A 14,621-nucleotide genomic window follows, 5' to 3' on the forward strand; every position below is an offset into this window, starting at 1 on the left:
TCCTCTTCAGGGCTGCGGCTTCTTCGGCCCGTAATGATAGGTCTTCACCTTGTCGGTGATGGCCACGTCCGGGTTGTTGAGCAGCTTGATCATCTCGAAGCCGGCCAGCAGCACCGGCCCGTAGCCGGCCATCGCATTGATGCTGGTCGGCCGGTTGTAGTAATACACGTGGTCGCTGGCGAAGGTGGTGGCGGTGACGCCATCGACGACGCTGCCGTCTTCCTTGATGCGGGCGGAGATGCCGGCCCATCCCGCCTGGGCGATCGAGCCGTAGGTGGTGGGGCTGATCCAGCCCTGGTTGATCGCGTGCGCCAGCGCGTAGACGAACATCGCCGTGCCGGAGGTTTCCAGGTACGAGTCGTGCCGGTCCAGCATCTGGTGCCACATGCCCTCGCCGGACTGCTGCCTGGCGATGCCGCGCAGCGCGCGCCGGTGCTGCGCCAGCACCTTCTGGTAGCCGGGGTGGCTCTTCGGCAGCACGTCGAGCAGGTCGGACATCGCCAGCACCGCCCAGCCGTTGGCGCGGCCCCAGTAGAACTCGGGCGCATCGGGGTTGTTCTGGTTCCAGCCGTGCGTGTACAGGCCGACCTGCCGGTCGAACAGGTACTTCGAGATGCCCAGCACGTTCTTCACGGCGTCGTCGTAGTAGCGCCGCTCGCCCGTCATGCGGCCCATCTCGGCCAGCGCGGGAATGCTCATGTACATGTCGTCGGCCCACACGGACCACGCCTGCGGGCGGTTGCGCGCCAGCGTGCCATCCTTCAGCCGCACCTGCTTGCTGTGCACCCAGTCGGCCAGCGTGGCGATCACGGGTGACATGTCCGGCCCGATCTTCTCCAGCCGGGCACGCACCAGCGCCGCGCACATCGAGCCGGCATCGTCCAGCGCATGGGGTTTCACCCAGCGTGCAAAGCTGTTCGCGCGGCCCAGCTTGAACTGCTTTTCCTGTTCCGTGAAATAGCCGAGGCGCTGGTGGAAGAAGGCCAGGTGGCGCTCGGTCATCGCCGTCCATGCCGGATCGCCGGTGACGCGGCGGCCCAGCATCAGGCCAGCGTGCATCACGCCCATCTCGTAGTTCATGATGCCGAAATCGTTCGGCGACGGTTCCACGATGGCGGTGGCGACCGGCGTGCCGAAGTCGCTCACCGGCTGGCCGGTGGCCTTGTCGACGATGCGGCTCGGCGTGGCGCGGTCGATGAAGCCGCGCACGGCGCTCAGCTGGGCCGTGATCTCGGCCACCACCGGCAGCTTGTACGGCACCGGATAGGTGCCCTCCAGGGGATCGTTCAGGTTCTTGTTGTCCGGGTTGCGGTACGGGCCGGCCGCGTGAACCGAGGTGGCGGCCAGGGCGGCCAGCAGGACGGCGAGCGTCAGTTTCTTCATGGGGTCACCCGGAAGTAGTCGGCGTCGAGCCAGGCGCCGGACGGCGCCACGGCATCGCTGGCGCTGTACAGGCCCATCTGCGCGCCTACCCAGTGGCCCTTGGTGGCGGCGAACGGGGCGCCGGCGTCGGCGAAGGTCTTGCCATCCACGCTGTACTGGAACCGGGCGCTGGCGCCGTCGGCCATCGCCAGCCGCAGCGTCAGCGCCGCCGGCGCCTTCGGCAGCAGCACGGTGGCGCTTTCCGTACAGCGCGGCTTGAATGGCGTGCAGGTGGTGTACACCAGTTGCAGGTCCTTGCCGCGCTGGTGCAGGCCCAGCGCCGCATAGCTCTGGCCATGCAGGATCAGGCCCGCGCGGTCGCCATCCTTCGCGCCACGCAGTTCGATGCGCGTCTCGGCGGTGAAGGTGGTGGCGGGCAGTTTCTGCGCAAGGATGTTCGGCGCGGCGCGCATGAAATCCTTCGACGCCGGCACCGCCTGCACCGGCAGGCGCAGGTGGCCGGGGCGGGCGGCCAGCGAATACCAGCCCTCGCGTGGATTGGCGTTCCACTGCCATTGCAGGCCCAGCGCCGCACCGTCGAATTCATCGGTGGTGGCCGGCACCGCCACCGGCTGGCCGGCCACGGGCTTGTCGTACGTGGCGACCGGATTGCCGACGCCGGGCTTCGGCCCCTGCCGGCCGATGACGGGCCAGCCATCCCGCCAGGCCATCGGCTGCAGGTGCACCACGCGGCCATATGCCTTGCGGTCCTGGAAGTGCAGGAACCAGTCCTTGCCATCCTGCGCCCGCACCCAGGCACCCTGGTGCGGGCCGTTGACAGGCGTATCGCCCTGTTCCATCACGATGCGGTCTTCGTAGGGGCCGTCGATGGTGCGCGAACGGAACACCGACTGCCAGCCGTGTTCCACGCCGCCGGCCGGCGCGAACACGTAGTAGTAGCCCTCGTGCTTGTAGAACTTCGGCCCTTCCAGCGTGCGGTAGCCCGGCAGCCGGTCGCCATCGACGATCACCTTGCCTTCGCTGTCCAGCAGGCGGCTGCCGTCCGGCGCCATGCTGCGCAAGGTCAGCCGGTTGTTGATGCCGGCGCGGCTCTTGGCCCACGCGTGCACCAGGTAGGCCTTGCCGTCGTCGTCCCACAGCGGCGACGGGTCGATGATGCCCTTGCCCGGCAACAGCAGGCGCGGTTCGCTCCACGGGCCGGCGAAGTCGGTTGCCGTCGTCACGTACACGCCGTGGTCCGGGTCCGGATAGAAGATCCAGAACTTGCCGTCGTGGTGGCGCAGGCACGGTGCCCACACGCCGCCGCCGTGGCGCGGCACGGAGAAATGCGCCACCGGCACCTGCTTCGGCAGCGCATGGCCCACCAGCCGCCAGTTCACCATGTCCTTCGATTGCAGCAGCGGCAGGCCGGGCGCGCTGTTGAAGCTCGACGACGTCATGTAGTACGTGTCGCCGACGCGCACGGCGTCCGGGTCCGAATAGTCCGCGTTCAGCACCGGGTTCTGGTACTTGCCGTTGCCGAGGTCCGGCACCCACGCTTCGGCCGCATGGCCGGACAGCGCAAGGAGCAGCATGGGCAGCAGGGACAAGGCTGGCAGCGTGGTGGTCATCCGCATGGTGGCCTCAGAAGGTGTAGTTGACGCGCACGTTCCAGGCGCGGCCGATCGGCTTGGAGACGTTCTGCGCGAACACCACGCGCGAACCGATGCGCTGGTTCGACAGCGGCGGATCTTCGTCGAGCAGGTTGTTGACGCCCAGCGTGAGCTTCAGCTTGTCCGACACATTCCAGTTCGTGGCCAGGTTGTACAGCGTGTAATGGTCGATCTGGTTGAAGAACGGCTGGCCCGGCTTCTGGTTCGGCTGCGCGTTGGTGTCGTCGTAGTGCGAGGTGTAGGCCTGGGTCAGCTGCACGCCGAACTTCTGGTAGTTCCACGACAGGCGCAGGTTGTGCTTCCAGCGGTACACGTAGGTGTTGGCCGAGGTGGACCCGGTGGCCAGCGCGCCCGGCCTGCCAACGCTGTCTTCCCACACGCCGCCCGGCTCGTTCTGGCCTTCGTAGCGGTCGACATAGGTGCCGTCCATGCCGATGCCGAACTTGCCCCATTGCGTGGTCGGCCAGGTGTAGCTGACGCTGGTGTCGATGCCGCGCGTGCGCAGCCCGCCCATGTTCATGCGCGTCTTGACGATGTAGTCCAGCGTGCCGTCGGCGTTGCGCACGAACAGGTCCTGGTAGCGTTCCAGGTTGTCGAAGATGGTTTCCTCGGTGATCTGCGCGATGGTGCCCTTCATCTTGATCGACCACCAGTCGAACGACACATTCAGGTTCTTCATCGGCGACAGCACGATGCCGGCGGTGACGGTGCGCGCCTTTTCCGGATCGAGGTCGGGATTGGCGCCCTGCAACGTGGTGAGGTTGGTGTCGCACACCCTGGCCGGATCGAGATTCAGGCCGGCGTAGCGCGGGTCGGTCGTCACGCTGCCGGTGGCGCGCACGGATGGCGTGGCGCTCGGGCACAGCAGCGGATCGTCCCACTTGTTGGTCGATGGCATGCGCGTCAGCGGCGTGCCGTACAGCTCCGGCAGCGTGGGGGCGCGGAAGCCCGTGCTGGCGGTACCGCGCAGCAGCACGGTCTGCGTGGGCTGCCAGCGCACGCTCAGTTTCGGGTTGACGGTGTTGCCGAAGTCGCTGAAGTGGTCGGCGCGCACGGCACCCGTCAGCGTCAGTTCCTTCGTGATCGGCGCATCCGCTTCCAGGTACAGCGCGGTCACCTTGCGCTCGCCGCGCGGGTAGGTGTTCGGCGTGCCGGACACCTTGTACGTGACTTCGTTGGCCACCGGGTCCGTCGCGTCGCGGTACGTTTCGCGATGCCAGTCGCCGCCGATCGCCAGCGTCAGCGGGCCGCCTGGCAGGTCCAGCAGCGGGCGGGCGATGTTGAAGTCGGTGCCCACGTAGCCGACCCGGGCGACACGGTAGGTGAGGCCGTCGCGGCGGATGCTGTCCAGGTATTCCGCGCCCGCGGCATCCTGCGCACCGAACGGGTTCAGCGTGCCGTTCGCCACGCCCTGGTAGATGCCGTCGGTGGCGAAGAAGCCGCTGATCCAGCCGACCGCCCGCTTGCTCTCGGCCGCGGTCACGCCCACGCGGTAGTCCCAGCCCATGAATTCGCCCTGGTCGGCGATTACCAGGCGGCGCGTGTTCTGGCGGTCATCCGTCCGCGCGGGCCCCGCTTCGTCCATGCTCCAGGTCAGCGCCAGGTCCTGGTTGGTGACGCCGGCAACGCCCGGCACGCCGCCGCTGCCGCCCGGGTACCACTTCGACGATGGCGTGATGAACAGCGGCTTGCGCACGCCCGGGTTGTATTTGTCGTAATCGGTTTGCGCGCCGAACACCTGCGGCGGATTCTGCGCCTTGATGAACGATTCGGTGGCCAGCAGTTCCACCGTCAGCAGGCTGTCGCCATGGTGGCGCAGCGATGCCTTCGTGAACAGCGAAGCCTGCATGTTATCGGGCAGCAGCTGCGGGTACAGGTCGGGGTCCAGGATGCAGGTGCCGACCCCGGCGCCGCTGGCCTTGGTGGACGGGATCGTGTACTGCGCGCCGCCGTAGGGCGCGGCGCAACCGCTGGCGAAATAGGGGTTGCCGGTGAGGGTGGTGGGCTTGCCGTTCTGGTAGACAGTGAAGTTGGCCGGCGCCGAGGAAGACCCCGCCACGGCCGAGGAGAACGGATTGCCGCCCAGTTGCGCGATCAGGTTCGGATCGCTGATGTTCGGGCGATCGCTTTGGGCCAGCCGCGCGCGCTGCTGGAAGTCCAGCGCGGCATAGACGTTCCAGCCTTGTTCAGCGAGGTCGCCCATGCCGCTGACGATGCTGACGCGCTGCTGGTCGCCGCCGCCGTGGCGTTCCGGCTGCACCCAGCCGCCGGTGACGGTCGTGCCGGTGTGCGTGCGCTTGGTGATGAAGTTGACCACGCCGGCAATGGCGTCGGTACCGTAGATCGACGAGGCGCCGTCGCGCAGCACCTCGACCCGTTCCACCGCGCTCATCGGCACAACGTCGACATTGACCGAACTGGCGCCGACCGCCTCGTTCGGCAGGCGCCGGCCGTTCAGCAGCACCAGCGTGCGGTTGGTGTTCAGGCCGCGCATGTTGATCATGGTGCCGCCACCGCCGCCGCCGACCGGTTCGTTGGTGGAGCCGACCGTCAGCGACGTGGCCACTTCGGACATCGTGGTCAATCCACGCGCCACCAGCTCTTCGGACTTGATGGTGGTGAGGGGCAGGGCATTCTCGGTCGCCAGCTGGCGGATCGAGGAACCGGTGACTTCCACGCGCGCCATCGGCGCTTCGGATGGCGCGGCTTGCTGGGCGGATGCGGACTGGGCGAGCGTGAGGACGGCGAGGGCGATCGCGGACAACGCGATCCGCTGGGGAATACGGTGCATCTGGTCTCCTGGAGTCTTGTTCGGTGCTATCTTGCACATTGGTCAGGCCGCTGATCATGTGGCCTGACCAACCTTTTTTTAGGATGGCTTAAAAAGCATGATTACGCAAACAGTTTTCTGCTGACGGGCGTTAGGAAATTCACTTTTCAGCCTCCCGAGCCCCGGTAGCGCAATCATCGACGCGCTGGCGTTGATGGCCTGACCTGTTGTAAAGTGGTCAGGCCAGAAGGAGCGGTGCCGGGCTGTTTCGTACGGAAATGGCGCTGGATACCGCTTTCTTCCAACGAAAACAGAGGGAGACACGGGTGATGGGTCCAAGGATTGCCGCATGCGCGGCCATGATGGCGGTATCGATATCGGCCGCGGCGGCCGGCCAGGTCGTGCGGATCGACGCCGGCGCGCCGGTACGCACCGCCGGGGCGACTGCGGCTGATGCCTGGGTCGAGGCGCGCTTCCGGCCCCTGGCCGCGCAGGGCGGCGACGGCAAGCTGTACGTCGTCGGCCGCTACCAGGACGAAGGCAACTGGTATGGCGCTGGGCTGAGCTTCCAGTCCGCGGCGAAGCGCATGCAGGTGGAAATCGTGCGCATGCAGGGCGGGCAGCTGACGCGGCTGAAAGGTTTCGGTCGCGCCGCCGCCGCCGATGGCCGTTTCCATACCGTGCGGCTCGAGATGGCCGGCAGCACGCTGGTCGTCTACCTGGACGGCGAACGTGTCACCAACGTTACCGATACGGCGTTGCCGCGGGGCGGCCGCACCGGCATGGTCGCGAGCGGCACCGCGTTCGAGGCAAGCATCCCGGTGACCGGCGACCCGGCGCAGAAGCCGGCCCGGCTGGCACTGGCCCGCGCGCCGCAACTGGCGCAGCTAACGCTCGGCGACGGCCCGGTGCGGCTCGATGTCAGCGCGCTGGGCACCTACCGGCAAGCCGGCGATCCGGCCGCCGCCATCCCCACCGGCAAGCCCGGCACCTTCCTCACCACGGCCAGCCCGCCGACTGCCACCGCCTTCGGCGCGATGCCCTTCCGCTTTACCGCCACGGCCGCGAACCCGGCGCTGGTGCGCGCGGAGGCGAATGCCGGCTTCGTCACGTTGACACCGCTGGCGGCAGGCGCCACGACCGTGACGCTGGCCAGCGTGGACGATCCAAACGTGCTGTCGGTGTTCGATGTGCGGGTCGCCGAACGCAAGGAGGCTTCCGGCGGCGCCTACCGGCTTGGCGGCGCGGTCGCTCCGGCCGTCGGCGAGCGCAATGTGCCGTATGACACGCCGCTGCGCCTGCGCTTCGACGCCATGCCCACGCTGGGCGCTGCGGGCGCGGTCCGCGTCTACCGCAAGCGCGACGGCGCGTTGGTGGACACCGTCCACGCCGGCGGCGAATACGACCGGCTGGGCTACGAAGGCCAATCCTACCGCCGCGCCGTGCGGCTGCAGCCGATCGCCATCGAGGGACGCAACGCCATCGTCCACCTGCACAGTGCGAAGCTGGCGCCGGGCGAGGAATACCTGGTCACGGTCGACGACGGCGTCTTCAACGGCCGCTTCAATGGCCAGCCGTTCGCCGGCGTCGGCAGGGAGCATGGCTGGACCTTCCGCACCCGCGCCGCCATCCCGCGCAGCGACAGGCTCGTGGTGGACGACGACGGCGCGGCCGACTTCCGCACGGTGCAGGGCGCGCTCAATCACGTGATGCGGCACGGCGCCCGCACCGCGCCCGCGACGGTGGACATCCGCGACGGCCGTTACCAGGAGCTGCTGTACTTGCGCGGCAAGGACAACGTGACCCTGCGCGGCCAGAGCCGCGACGGCGTGGTGATCGATGCGCTGAACGGCGACGGCCTGAATCCCGGCTCGGGTACCGCCCAGGATGCGCAATCGCCCGGCATCAGCGGCGGCCGCGCCATCTTCCTCGTCGAGGATGCCGACCTGCTCACGCTCGACACGCTGACGATCCGCAACAGCACGCTGCGCGCCTCGCCCAACGGTGGCCAGGTGGAGGCACTGTTCTTCAACAGCGAAGGCCGGCTGGTTGCGAAGAACGCCAGCTTCTTCAGCGAGCAGGACACGATCCAGGTGCGCGGCTACGCGTGGTTTTACCGGACCCTGATCGCCGGGAACGTCGACTTCATCTGGGGGAACAACCGCGCCGCGCTGTTCGAGGACAGCGAGATCCGCACCGTGGGCGACAGCGCGAACTCGAACAACGGCGGCTATTTGCTGCAGGCACGGACCATGTCGGCCGGCGACAGGGGCTTCCTGTTCGTGAACAGCCGCCTGACGCACGGCCCCGGCCCGACCGGCAACGACGTGCCGGCCGGCGCCACCTGGCTGGCGCGCAGCCCAGGCTATGCGACCGCCTGGGACCACATCGCCTTCATCGATTGCCGGATGGGACCGCACATCGCGCCGGCCGGCTGGGCCGGTCCGAATGCGAAACAGCCGGTGCCGAATCCGGCCGTGGCCACGGCTACCGCCGGGTGGCGCGAGTTCGGCTCGATGGACCTGGATGGCAAGCCGCTGGATACGAGCCAGCGGGTGCATGGGCGTGTGCTCGGTGCTGCCGAAGCGAAGGAAGCGTACGGTTCCCGGGCCGCGTTCTTCTCGGGTTTCGGCGGTGGCAAGGGCTGGAACCCGGTGCCGTGACGGTTTCGCTCAGAACCTGAACGCCGCGCCATCCTCCGGCACCAGCACGCGGGCGGCGATGCCCTTGCTGGCGGCGTAGTCGCGCAATTCGGCGCGGGTCTGCGAGGCGTGGTTGACCGCCTCCATATGGATGCCGACCACGCGCGCCTGCGGTGCCGCCTGCGCGGCGCGGACCAGGTCTTCCTTGCCCATGATGATGGAGCCGTCGAGGCCAGGGATGCGCGCGTAGCCGGTGTTCAGGATGATGACGTCCGGCCGGTATGTGGCGATCGCCCGCTCCACGTCGGCGGTCCAGGTGGTGTCGCCGGCGATGTACGTGGTCTGGAAGCCAGCGCGGCGGAACACGACCCCGGAGACGGCGCCGAGGCGCTTGTCCAGGCCTGCCGCCATCATCGCGTCGGTGCCGTGCTGGCCGCCCGTCTTCGCCAGCCGCGTGCCCCGGAACTCCGTGTCGGCGCCCAGCACGCGCACGTCGGTGAAGCCATCCTTGCGGATGCTGGCGGCGTCGGCCTCGTCCTGCGCGAAGACCGGCATGGATTTCGGTATCGCCGCTTTCGCCGCATCGTCCCAGTGGTCCATGTGCGTGTGCGTGACGATGACGGCATCGGCCTTCAGCACGTCGGCCAGGGGGACTGGCAGCTCGACCAGCGGATTGCGCAGCTGGCTGTTGACGGTGCCCTCGAAGCCGGGCCAGGCGCCTTTCGGCGCCAGCATCGGGTCGACCAGGAACGTGGTGCCCGCATACTCGACCTTGATGGTGGCATTGCGGATCAGCTGGTAATTGACGGCCTGTGCGGCGGCGGTGCCGGCAGTGGCGGCCAGCACGGTGGCGATGGCGGCGTCGCGGATGTTCATTTTTTTCTCCTGTTGGGTGAGGGCATGCGCCCGGTGAGAAGCATTGTCGGTTGCGGCGCGTGCGGCGAACAGTGGCCCGAAGGCACTGTTTCGATAGAAATGGGCCTACAATACGGTCATGCCCGAATCTACCCATCCCCTGAAAGTGGCCGTCATTGCGTTCGACGGCATCACGCCCTTCCACCTGTCCGTGCCATGCCTGGTGTTTGGCGCAAACCTGGGCGCCGGCGCCGCACGGTTCGACGTCGAAGTCTGCTCGGCGGAGAAGGGGAAAGGCCCGCTGCAGACATCCGCCGGCTTCGCCATCGCCACACGCCGGGGCCTGGCCGCGCTCGACGATGCCGACATCGTCGTGATGCCGGCCTGGCACGACGACTGCCGGCCGGCGCCGGCGGCGCTGCTCGGCGCGCTGCGGCGTGCGCACGGCCGTGGCGCCCGCGTGGTGGGCTTGTGCCTGGGCGCCTTCCCGCTGGCCGAGGCGGGCCTGCTCGATGGCCGCACGGTCGCCACGCACTGGGCCGCGGCGGACGAGCTGGCGCGGCGCCACCCGCGCGTCCACGTCAACGAGGAAGTGCTGTATGTCGACGAGGGCGACGTGCTCACCTCCGCCGGCGTGGCCGCGGGGCTCGACTGCTGCCTGCACCTGCTGCGGCAGCTGTGCGGGGCGGATGCCGCCAACCGCGTGGCGCGCCGGCTGCTGGTGGCGCCGCACCGCGACGGCGGCCAGGCCCAGTTCATCGAGCGGCCCTTGCCGGTGTCCGGCAGCGATGGCCGCTTCGCCCAGGTGCTGGACTGGGTGGCCCGGCACCCGCAGCACCAGCACAGCATCGACACGCTGGCCGCGCGCGCCGCGATGAGCCGCCGCACGTTTACACGCCACTTCCGGCAGGCCACCGGCACCTCGTTCAAGCAGTGGCTGCTGAACCAGCGCATGGCGCATGCCCAGCGGCTGCTGGAAACCACCAGCGCATCGATCGAGGTGGTCGCGCAGGAAGCGGGATTCGGCGCGGCGCTGTCGCTGCGCCAGCATTTCAGGGCGGCGCTGCAAACCTCGCCGTCGGCTTACCGGAAGCGTTTCCAGCCCGGCGCGGGCGCCATCGCGTAGCTGGCTGAACGCCCGGCATTCCAGCGAAACGCTCAATGGATTGACCAGTGAGGGGGCATGTTGCACAGGCAAAAGGCTTTATGATCTGCCACTGTTCGAACCCTTAGCCAACCTGTCCCGATGCCCAAGATTCCCGCCTCGTTCCGTCGCCGCAGCCTGCCCCGCCTTGTCCAATTGAGCCTCGCCGTGCTGGCATTGCACGCGGGCGCCCAGGAACTGGGCATTCCGCAGGCGTCCGACATGCAGCAGCGCCAGGCGCAGGCCAATGCCGGCGCCAACGCGCCGGTGTTCCTGATGACGGCGGTGCCGCTGTCGGCGGACGGGAAATTCAGCGTGTACTCGTCCAGCGATGGCGTGACGTTCACCACGCTCGCTTCGGAGGCGCATGCGCCGGGCGGCGCCGCGCTGGCCGATCCATCGATCGTGCGGCACGAAGGTCAATACTATGCCGTCTACGCGCACGGCGGTGGCCTGGGCATCGCCCGTTCGCCCGACCTGAAGAAGTGGGAAACCTTGCGCACGGCCCCGCTGGCACTGGCCGGCGGGGCGAAGCCGTCGGCGCCACGCTGGGTGCGCGATGCGGACGGCGCGCTCAAAGTGGTGGTGGCGGCGGGCACGGCAACCTTCATCGTCGCGCCGGATGCCGGCTTCACCACCTGGTCGGCGCCACAGGCCGTGCAAGGCCTCGCGGGCGGCGCGTCGATCGTCGCCACCGAAGGCGGCTACACGGCGCTGCTGCGCAATGCTTCGAGCGGCGCGCTGGAAGTGGCCACCGCGAAGACGCTGGCGGGGCCGTGGGCCGTGCAGCAGGGTGGCGGCCCGGGCGCATCGTCCGGTGGCCAGTCGCTGGTGAAACTGGCCGACGGCACCTGGCGCGCCTATTTCGCCGATGCCGGCGGCCTGCAGTACTGGTATGCGGACAGCCGCGACCTGCGCACCTGGTCGCCGAAGGCGCAGGTGGGCGGCGTGTCCGGCATGGTCGGCAACGCATCGGTCATCCCGGAAGAACGCAAGGCGTTCGCGGCGGCCACGAAGCCGAAAGGCCAGCCGAAAAAAGTGTCGTGGGACGAGCATTCGCTGATGGTCGACGGCAAGCGCATCGTCGTCTGGTCCGGCGAAGTGCACCCGTTCCGGCTGCCCAGCCCCTCGCTGTGGCGCGACGTGATCCAGAAGATGAAGGCGGTCGGCTTCAACGGCATCGCCTTCTACTTCGACTGGGGCTACCACTCGCCGGCGCCGGGCGTGTACGACTTCAACGGCATCCGCAACGTGGAGCGGGCGATCGAGATCGCCGAGGAAGAGGGCATGTACATCATCGCCCGCACCGGCCCGTACGTGAACGCGGAGCTGACCGGCGGCGGCTATCCGGGCTGGATGTTCCGCAACCGCGGCGAGGCGCGCACCGACGATCCAGCCTACCTGGCCGCGGCGGATGAATGGATGACGCAGATTAACGCGATCATCGCGCGCCACCAGATCACCACCGGCGGCGGCAACATCATCGCCTACCAGCTGGAAAACGAACTGGGCAAGGTGGAACCGAAGCACGTGCGGCAGATGGAACACCTGGCGAAGAAGGCCCGCGCCGACGGCATCACGGTGCCGTTCTTCCACAACGCGGCCGGCCGCCTGCCCGACTGGGCGCCGAAGGATTCCGCGGCGCCGTGGGCCAACAAGGGCCCCACCGACATCTACGCGTTCGACGGCTACCCGGGCGGCAGCTGCAACGTGTTCGCCGATCCGTCCGGTCCGAACAAGGCGCCGGACTGGGGTATCTATGCGCAGCCGGGGCCGAAGGCGGGCGCCCTGACATCGCCGAAGACGCCCGGCTTCGCGGCCGAACTGGGCGCCGGCTGGTTCGACTACTGGGGTTCGAACGGCACCTACGAGTGCACCGCCGAGCGCCAGGGCAAGGGCTTCCAGCGGGTGTTCTACGGCACCAACCTGATCAACCGGATCACCATCCACAATGTCTACATGACGTTCGGCGGCACCTCGTGGGGCTGGCTGGCGGGCCCGGTGGTGTACACGTCCTACGATTACGGCGCGCCGATCTCGGAAGACCGCGGCCTGCGGCCGAAGGCGCTGGCGCTGAAGCAGCAGGGCATGATGGTGCAGGCGGCGGAACAGGCCCTGGCGCAGATGGACAAGGGCCCGGCCATCGCCACGTCGTCGGACCGGGTGAAGGTGTACCACAACGTCAATCCGAAGCTGGGCGCGCACGTGCTGCTGGCGGTGCACAGCCCGTCCGACCTGCTGAGCGACGACAGCTTCACCTTCGACCTGGCCACGCGGGACGGCAGCTACCGCGTGCCGCTGCGCCTGAACGGCCAGGATGCCAAGATGCTGCTGGCCGCCTATCCGCTGGAGCGGCAGCACCTGGTGTATTCGAGCTCCGAACTGCAGACGCACTTCAACAACGGCGAACGCGATATCGCGCTGCTGCACGGCCGTGGCGGCGAAGCCGGCGAAACCGTGCTGCGCTTCGCCAGCGCGCCGAAGGTGGAAGTCCTGGCCGGCAAGGTGGCGTCGAGCTTCGATGCGGCAAAGGGCGACCTGAAGCTGAGCTACACGCACGACGGCCTGGCGCGCGTGCGCATCAGCGGCGGTGGCCGCGCGCCGCTGCTGTTGCTGCTGGCCGATGAAAAGACCAGCCAGCAGTTCTGGACGCAGAAAACCCCGGCCGGCCAGGTGCTGCAACTCACGCCGGCGATGGTGCGCAGCGCCACGCTGGCCGGCGGCAAGCTGGCGCTGACGGGCGACACCACCGCCGCCAGCGTGATCGAGATCTGGGGGCCGAAGTTCGATGCCGCATCGTTCAACGGCGAGGCCTTGTCGCTGAGCGCGCAGCCGGATGGCAGCTTCAAATCGCATGCCGTGGCCGGCCCGGCCGCCGTCAGGCTGCCCGACCTGGCGGCGCTGCCGTGGATGCGCCGCGCCGACAGCCCCGAAGCGCAGCCCGGCTTCGACGACACGGCGTGGGTCAAGGCGGACAGCCGCCCCTCGGCGGCGCAGACGTGGACCATGCCCGAGCGCGGCCAGCCCACGCTGGCGATGAGCGACTACGGCTTCCATCATGGCGACGTGTGGTACCGCGGCCATGTGGACGTTACCGATCCACGGACAAATCAGCTGGAACTGTTCTACGGTGCCGGCGGCGCCGGCATGGTGCAGGTATGGATCGACGGCCGCTTCGTCGGCCAGCACGAGATGGACACGGGCCGCTCGTTCCCGGAAACCACCGACAGCGTGAAACTGGCCCTGGAGGGGGCAAATGAGCTGAAGCCGGGCAAGCACGTGATCGCCGTCATGGTGCGCAACAATTCGCACAACTGGAACCTGATGGCCGACGATTACCACCGCGAGGCGCGCGGCCTGATTTCGGCATCGCTGACCGCGAAGGGCGGCAAGCGCTTCGGCGTGCCGATCGCGTGGCGCATCCAGGGCCGCCGCGGCGGCGAAACGCTGGCCGACGTGGCGCGCGGCCCGCTGAACAATGGCGGCCTGCATGGCGAGCGCGAGGGCTGGCACCTGCCCTCGGCCGGAAGCACCGCCGCCGGCTGGACGGCCGCGAAACCGACCGATGCGCCGCCGGCGGCCGGTACGTACTGGCTGAAGACCAGCTTCGACCTCGATTTGCCGAAGGCGCACGACGTGCAGCTGGGCCTGGCGTTCGGCGATACGTCGGCACCCCGCTCGGAGCGCGAGAACCGCGCGCTGATCTTCGTGAACGGCTGGAACATGGGCCAGTTCATCGCCCACATCGGCCCGCAGCGCACCTTCGTCATCCCGCCGGGCATCCTGAATCCGAACGGGCGCAACACGATCGCGCTGGCGGTCACCGCCGACGGCAAGAAGGGCAACGCACTGGAACCCGTGCGCCTGGTCAACCTGCGCACCGCGCGCGGCGGCGTGCCGCTGGACATGGTGGCGACGCCGCAGGACGCGCGCCGCTGAAGCGATCCGCCGCCGGAACCGGGCCTGGTCCTCATGCCGCTTGAATAAGCCCACCCCAGGTGCAAATTCCGGGGTCAGACCCGCCGGGTCTGACCCCAGCCCTTCGCTGTTGGGGTGAATGCATGCGCTTTCAATGTCTTGGCGAATACTTCACTAAGCGGCATCGAGGCCTGGTCCGGTTCCGTTGAATCCCGTCACCGTGTGCGCCAGCTAACGGACGGCGAGCCGCGAACGGT

7 protein-coding genes are annotated in these 14,621 nt (G+C 68.5%); 3 read left to right on the plus strand and 4 right to left on the minus strand.

Going from position 1 to position 14,621, the window contains the following annotated elements; genetic code table 11:
* Window positions 1–6: 6 nt before the first annotated feature.
* The 3 genes from EYF70_RS08485 to EYF70_RS08495 are packed head-to-tail and all read right to left on the minus strand — an operon-like array spanning window position 7 to window position 5,826.
* The gene (locus tag EYF70_RS08485) at window positions 7–1,383 is read right to left on the minus strand and encodes a glycoside hydrolase family 88/105 protein (protein WP_131145006.1); all 1,377 of its coding nucleotides are present in this window, start codon (window positions 1,381–1,383) and stop codon (window positions 7–9) included.
* Window positions 1,380–2,999, minus strand: coding sequence for a glycoside hydrolase family 43 protein (locus tag EYF70_RS08490; protein WP_131145007.1), 1,620 nt, complete (start codon window positions 2,997–2,999; stop codon window positions 1,380–1,382). The genes EYF70_RS08485 and EYF70_RS08490 overlap by 4 nt, the downstream gene beginning before the upstream one ends.
* A 7-nt stretch (window positions 3,000–3,006) precedes the next feature.
* Window positions 3,007–5,826 carry a TonB-dependent receptor domain-containing protein gene (locus EYF70_RS08495; protein ID WP_165497594.1) on the minus strand — a complete coding sequence of 940 codons (2,820 nt, stop codon included), beginning with the start codon at window positions 5,824–5,826 and terminating at the stop codon, window positions 3,007–3,009.
* Between the two features lie 308 nt (window positions 5,827–6,134).
* On the opposite strand from EYF70_RS08495, the gene EYF70_RS08500 reads away from it, so the two are divergent.
* Complete coding sequence (locus tag EYF70_RS08500) at window positions 6,135–8,468, plus strand: pectinesterase family protein (RefSeq protein ID WP_131145009.1); 2,334 nt, start codon at window positions 6,135–6,137, stop codon at window positions 8,466–8,468.
* 9 nt (window positions 8,469–8,477) lie between these two features.
* On the opposite strand, the gene EYF70_RS08505 is transcribed toward EYF70_RS08500, so the two are convergent.
* Window positions 8,478–9,323, minus strand: coding sequence for an MBL fold metallo-hydrolase (locus EYF70_RS08505; RefSeq protein WP_131145010.1), 846 nt, complete (start codon window positions 9,321–9,323; stop codon window positions 8,478–8,480).
* A gap of 118 nt (window positions 9,324–9,441) precedes the next feature.
* Between EYF70_RS08505 and EYF70_RS08510 the strand changes: the two genes are divergently transcribed.
* The gene (locus tag EYF70_RS08510; RefSeq protein ID WP_131145011.1) at window positions 9,442–10,428 is read left to right on the plus strand and encodes a GlxA family transcriptional regulator; all 987 of its coding nucleotides are present in this window, start codon (window positions 9,442–9,444) and stop codon (window positions 10,426–10,428) included.
* A 120-nt stretch (window positions 10,429–10,548) separates the two neighbouring features.
* Window positions 10,549–14,385, plus strand: coding sequence for a beta-galactosidase (locus tag EYF70_RS08515; RefSeq protein ID WP_131145012.1), 3,837 nt, complete (start codon window positions 10,549–10,551; stop codon window positions 14,383–14,385).
* Window positions 14,386–14,621 lie beyond the last annotated feature (236 nt).

This window comes from Pseudoduganella albidiflava (assembly GCF_004322755.1).
In the GTDB taxonomy this organism is placed as follows: Bacteria; Pseudomonadota; Gammaproteobacteria; order Burkholderiales; family Burkholderiaceae_D; genus Rugamonas; species Rugamonas albidiflava.

Bases quoted from the DNA above. Each gene is read 5' to 3' on its own strand.
- EYF70_RS08485 (WP_131145006.1), bottom strand. From the start codon at position 1,383: ATGAAGAAACTGACGCTCGCCGTCCTGCTGGCCGCCCTGGCCGCCACC.
- EYF70_RS08490 (WP_131145007.1), bottom strand. From the start codon at position 2,999: ATGCGGATGACCACCACGCTGCCAGCCTTGTCCCTGCTGCCCATGCTG.
- EYF70_RS08495 (WP_165497594.1), bottom strand. From the start codon at position 5,826: ATGCACCGTATTCCCCAGCGGATCGCGTTGTCCGCGATCGCCCTCGCC.
- EYF70_RS08500 (WP_131145009.1), top strand. From the start codon at position 6,135: ATGGGTCCAAGGATTGCCGCATGCGCGGCCATGATGGCGGTATCGATA.
- EYF70_RS08505 (WP_131145010.1), bottom strand. From the start codon at position 9,323: ATGAACATCCGCGACGCCGCCATCGCCACCGTGCTGGCCGCCACTGCC.
- EYF70_RS08510 (WP_131145011.1), top strand. From the start codon at position 9,442: ATGCCCGAATCTACCCATCCCCTGAAAGTGGCCGTCATTGCGTTCGAC.
- EYF70_RS08515 (WP_131145012.1), top strand. From the start codon at position 10,549: ATGCCCAAGATTCCCGCCTCGTTCCGTCGCCGCAGCCTGCCCCGCCTT.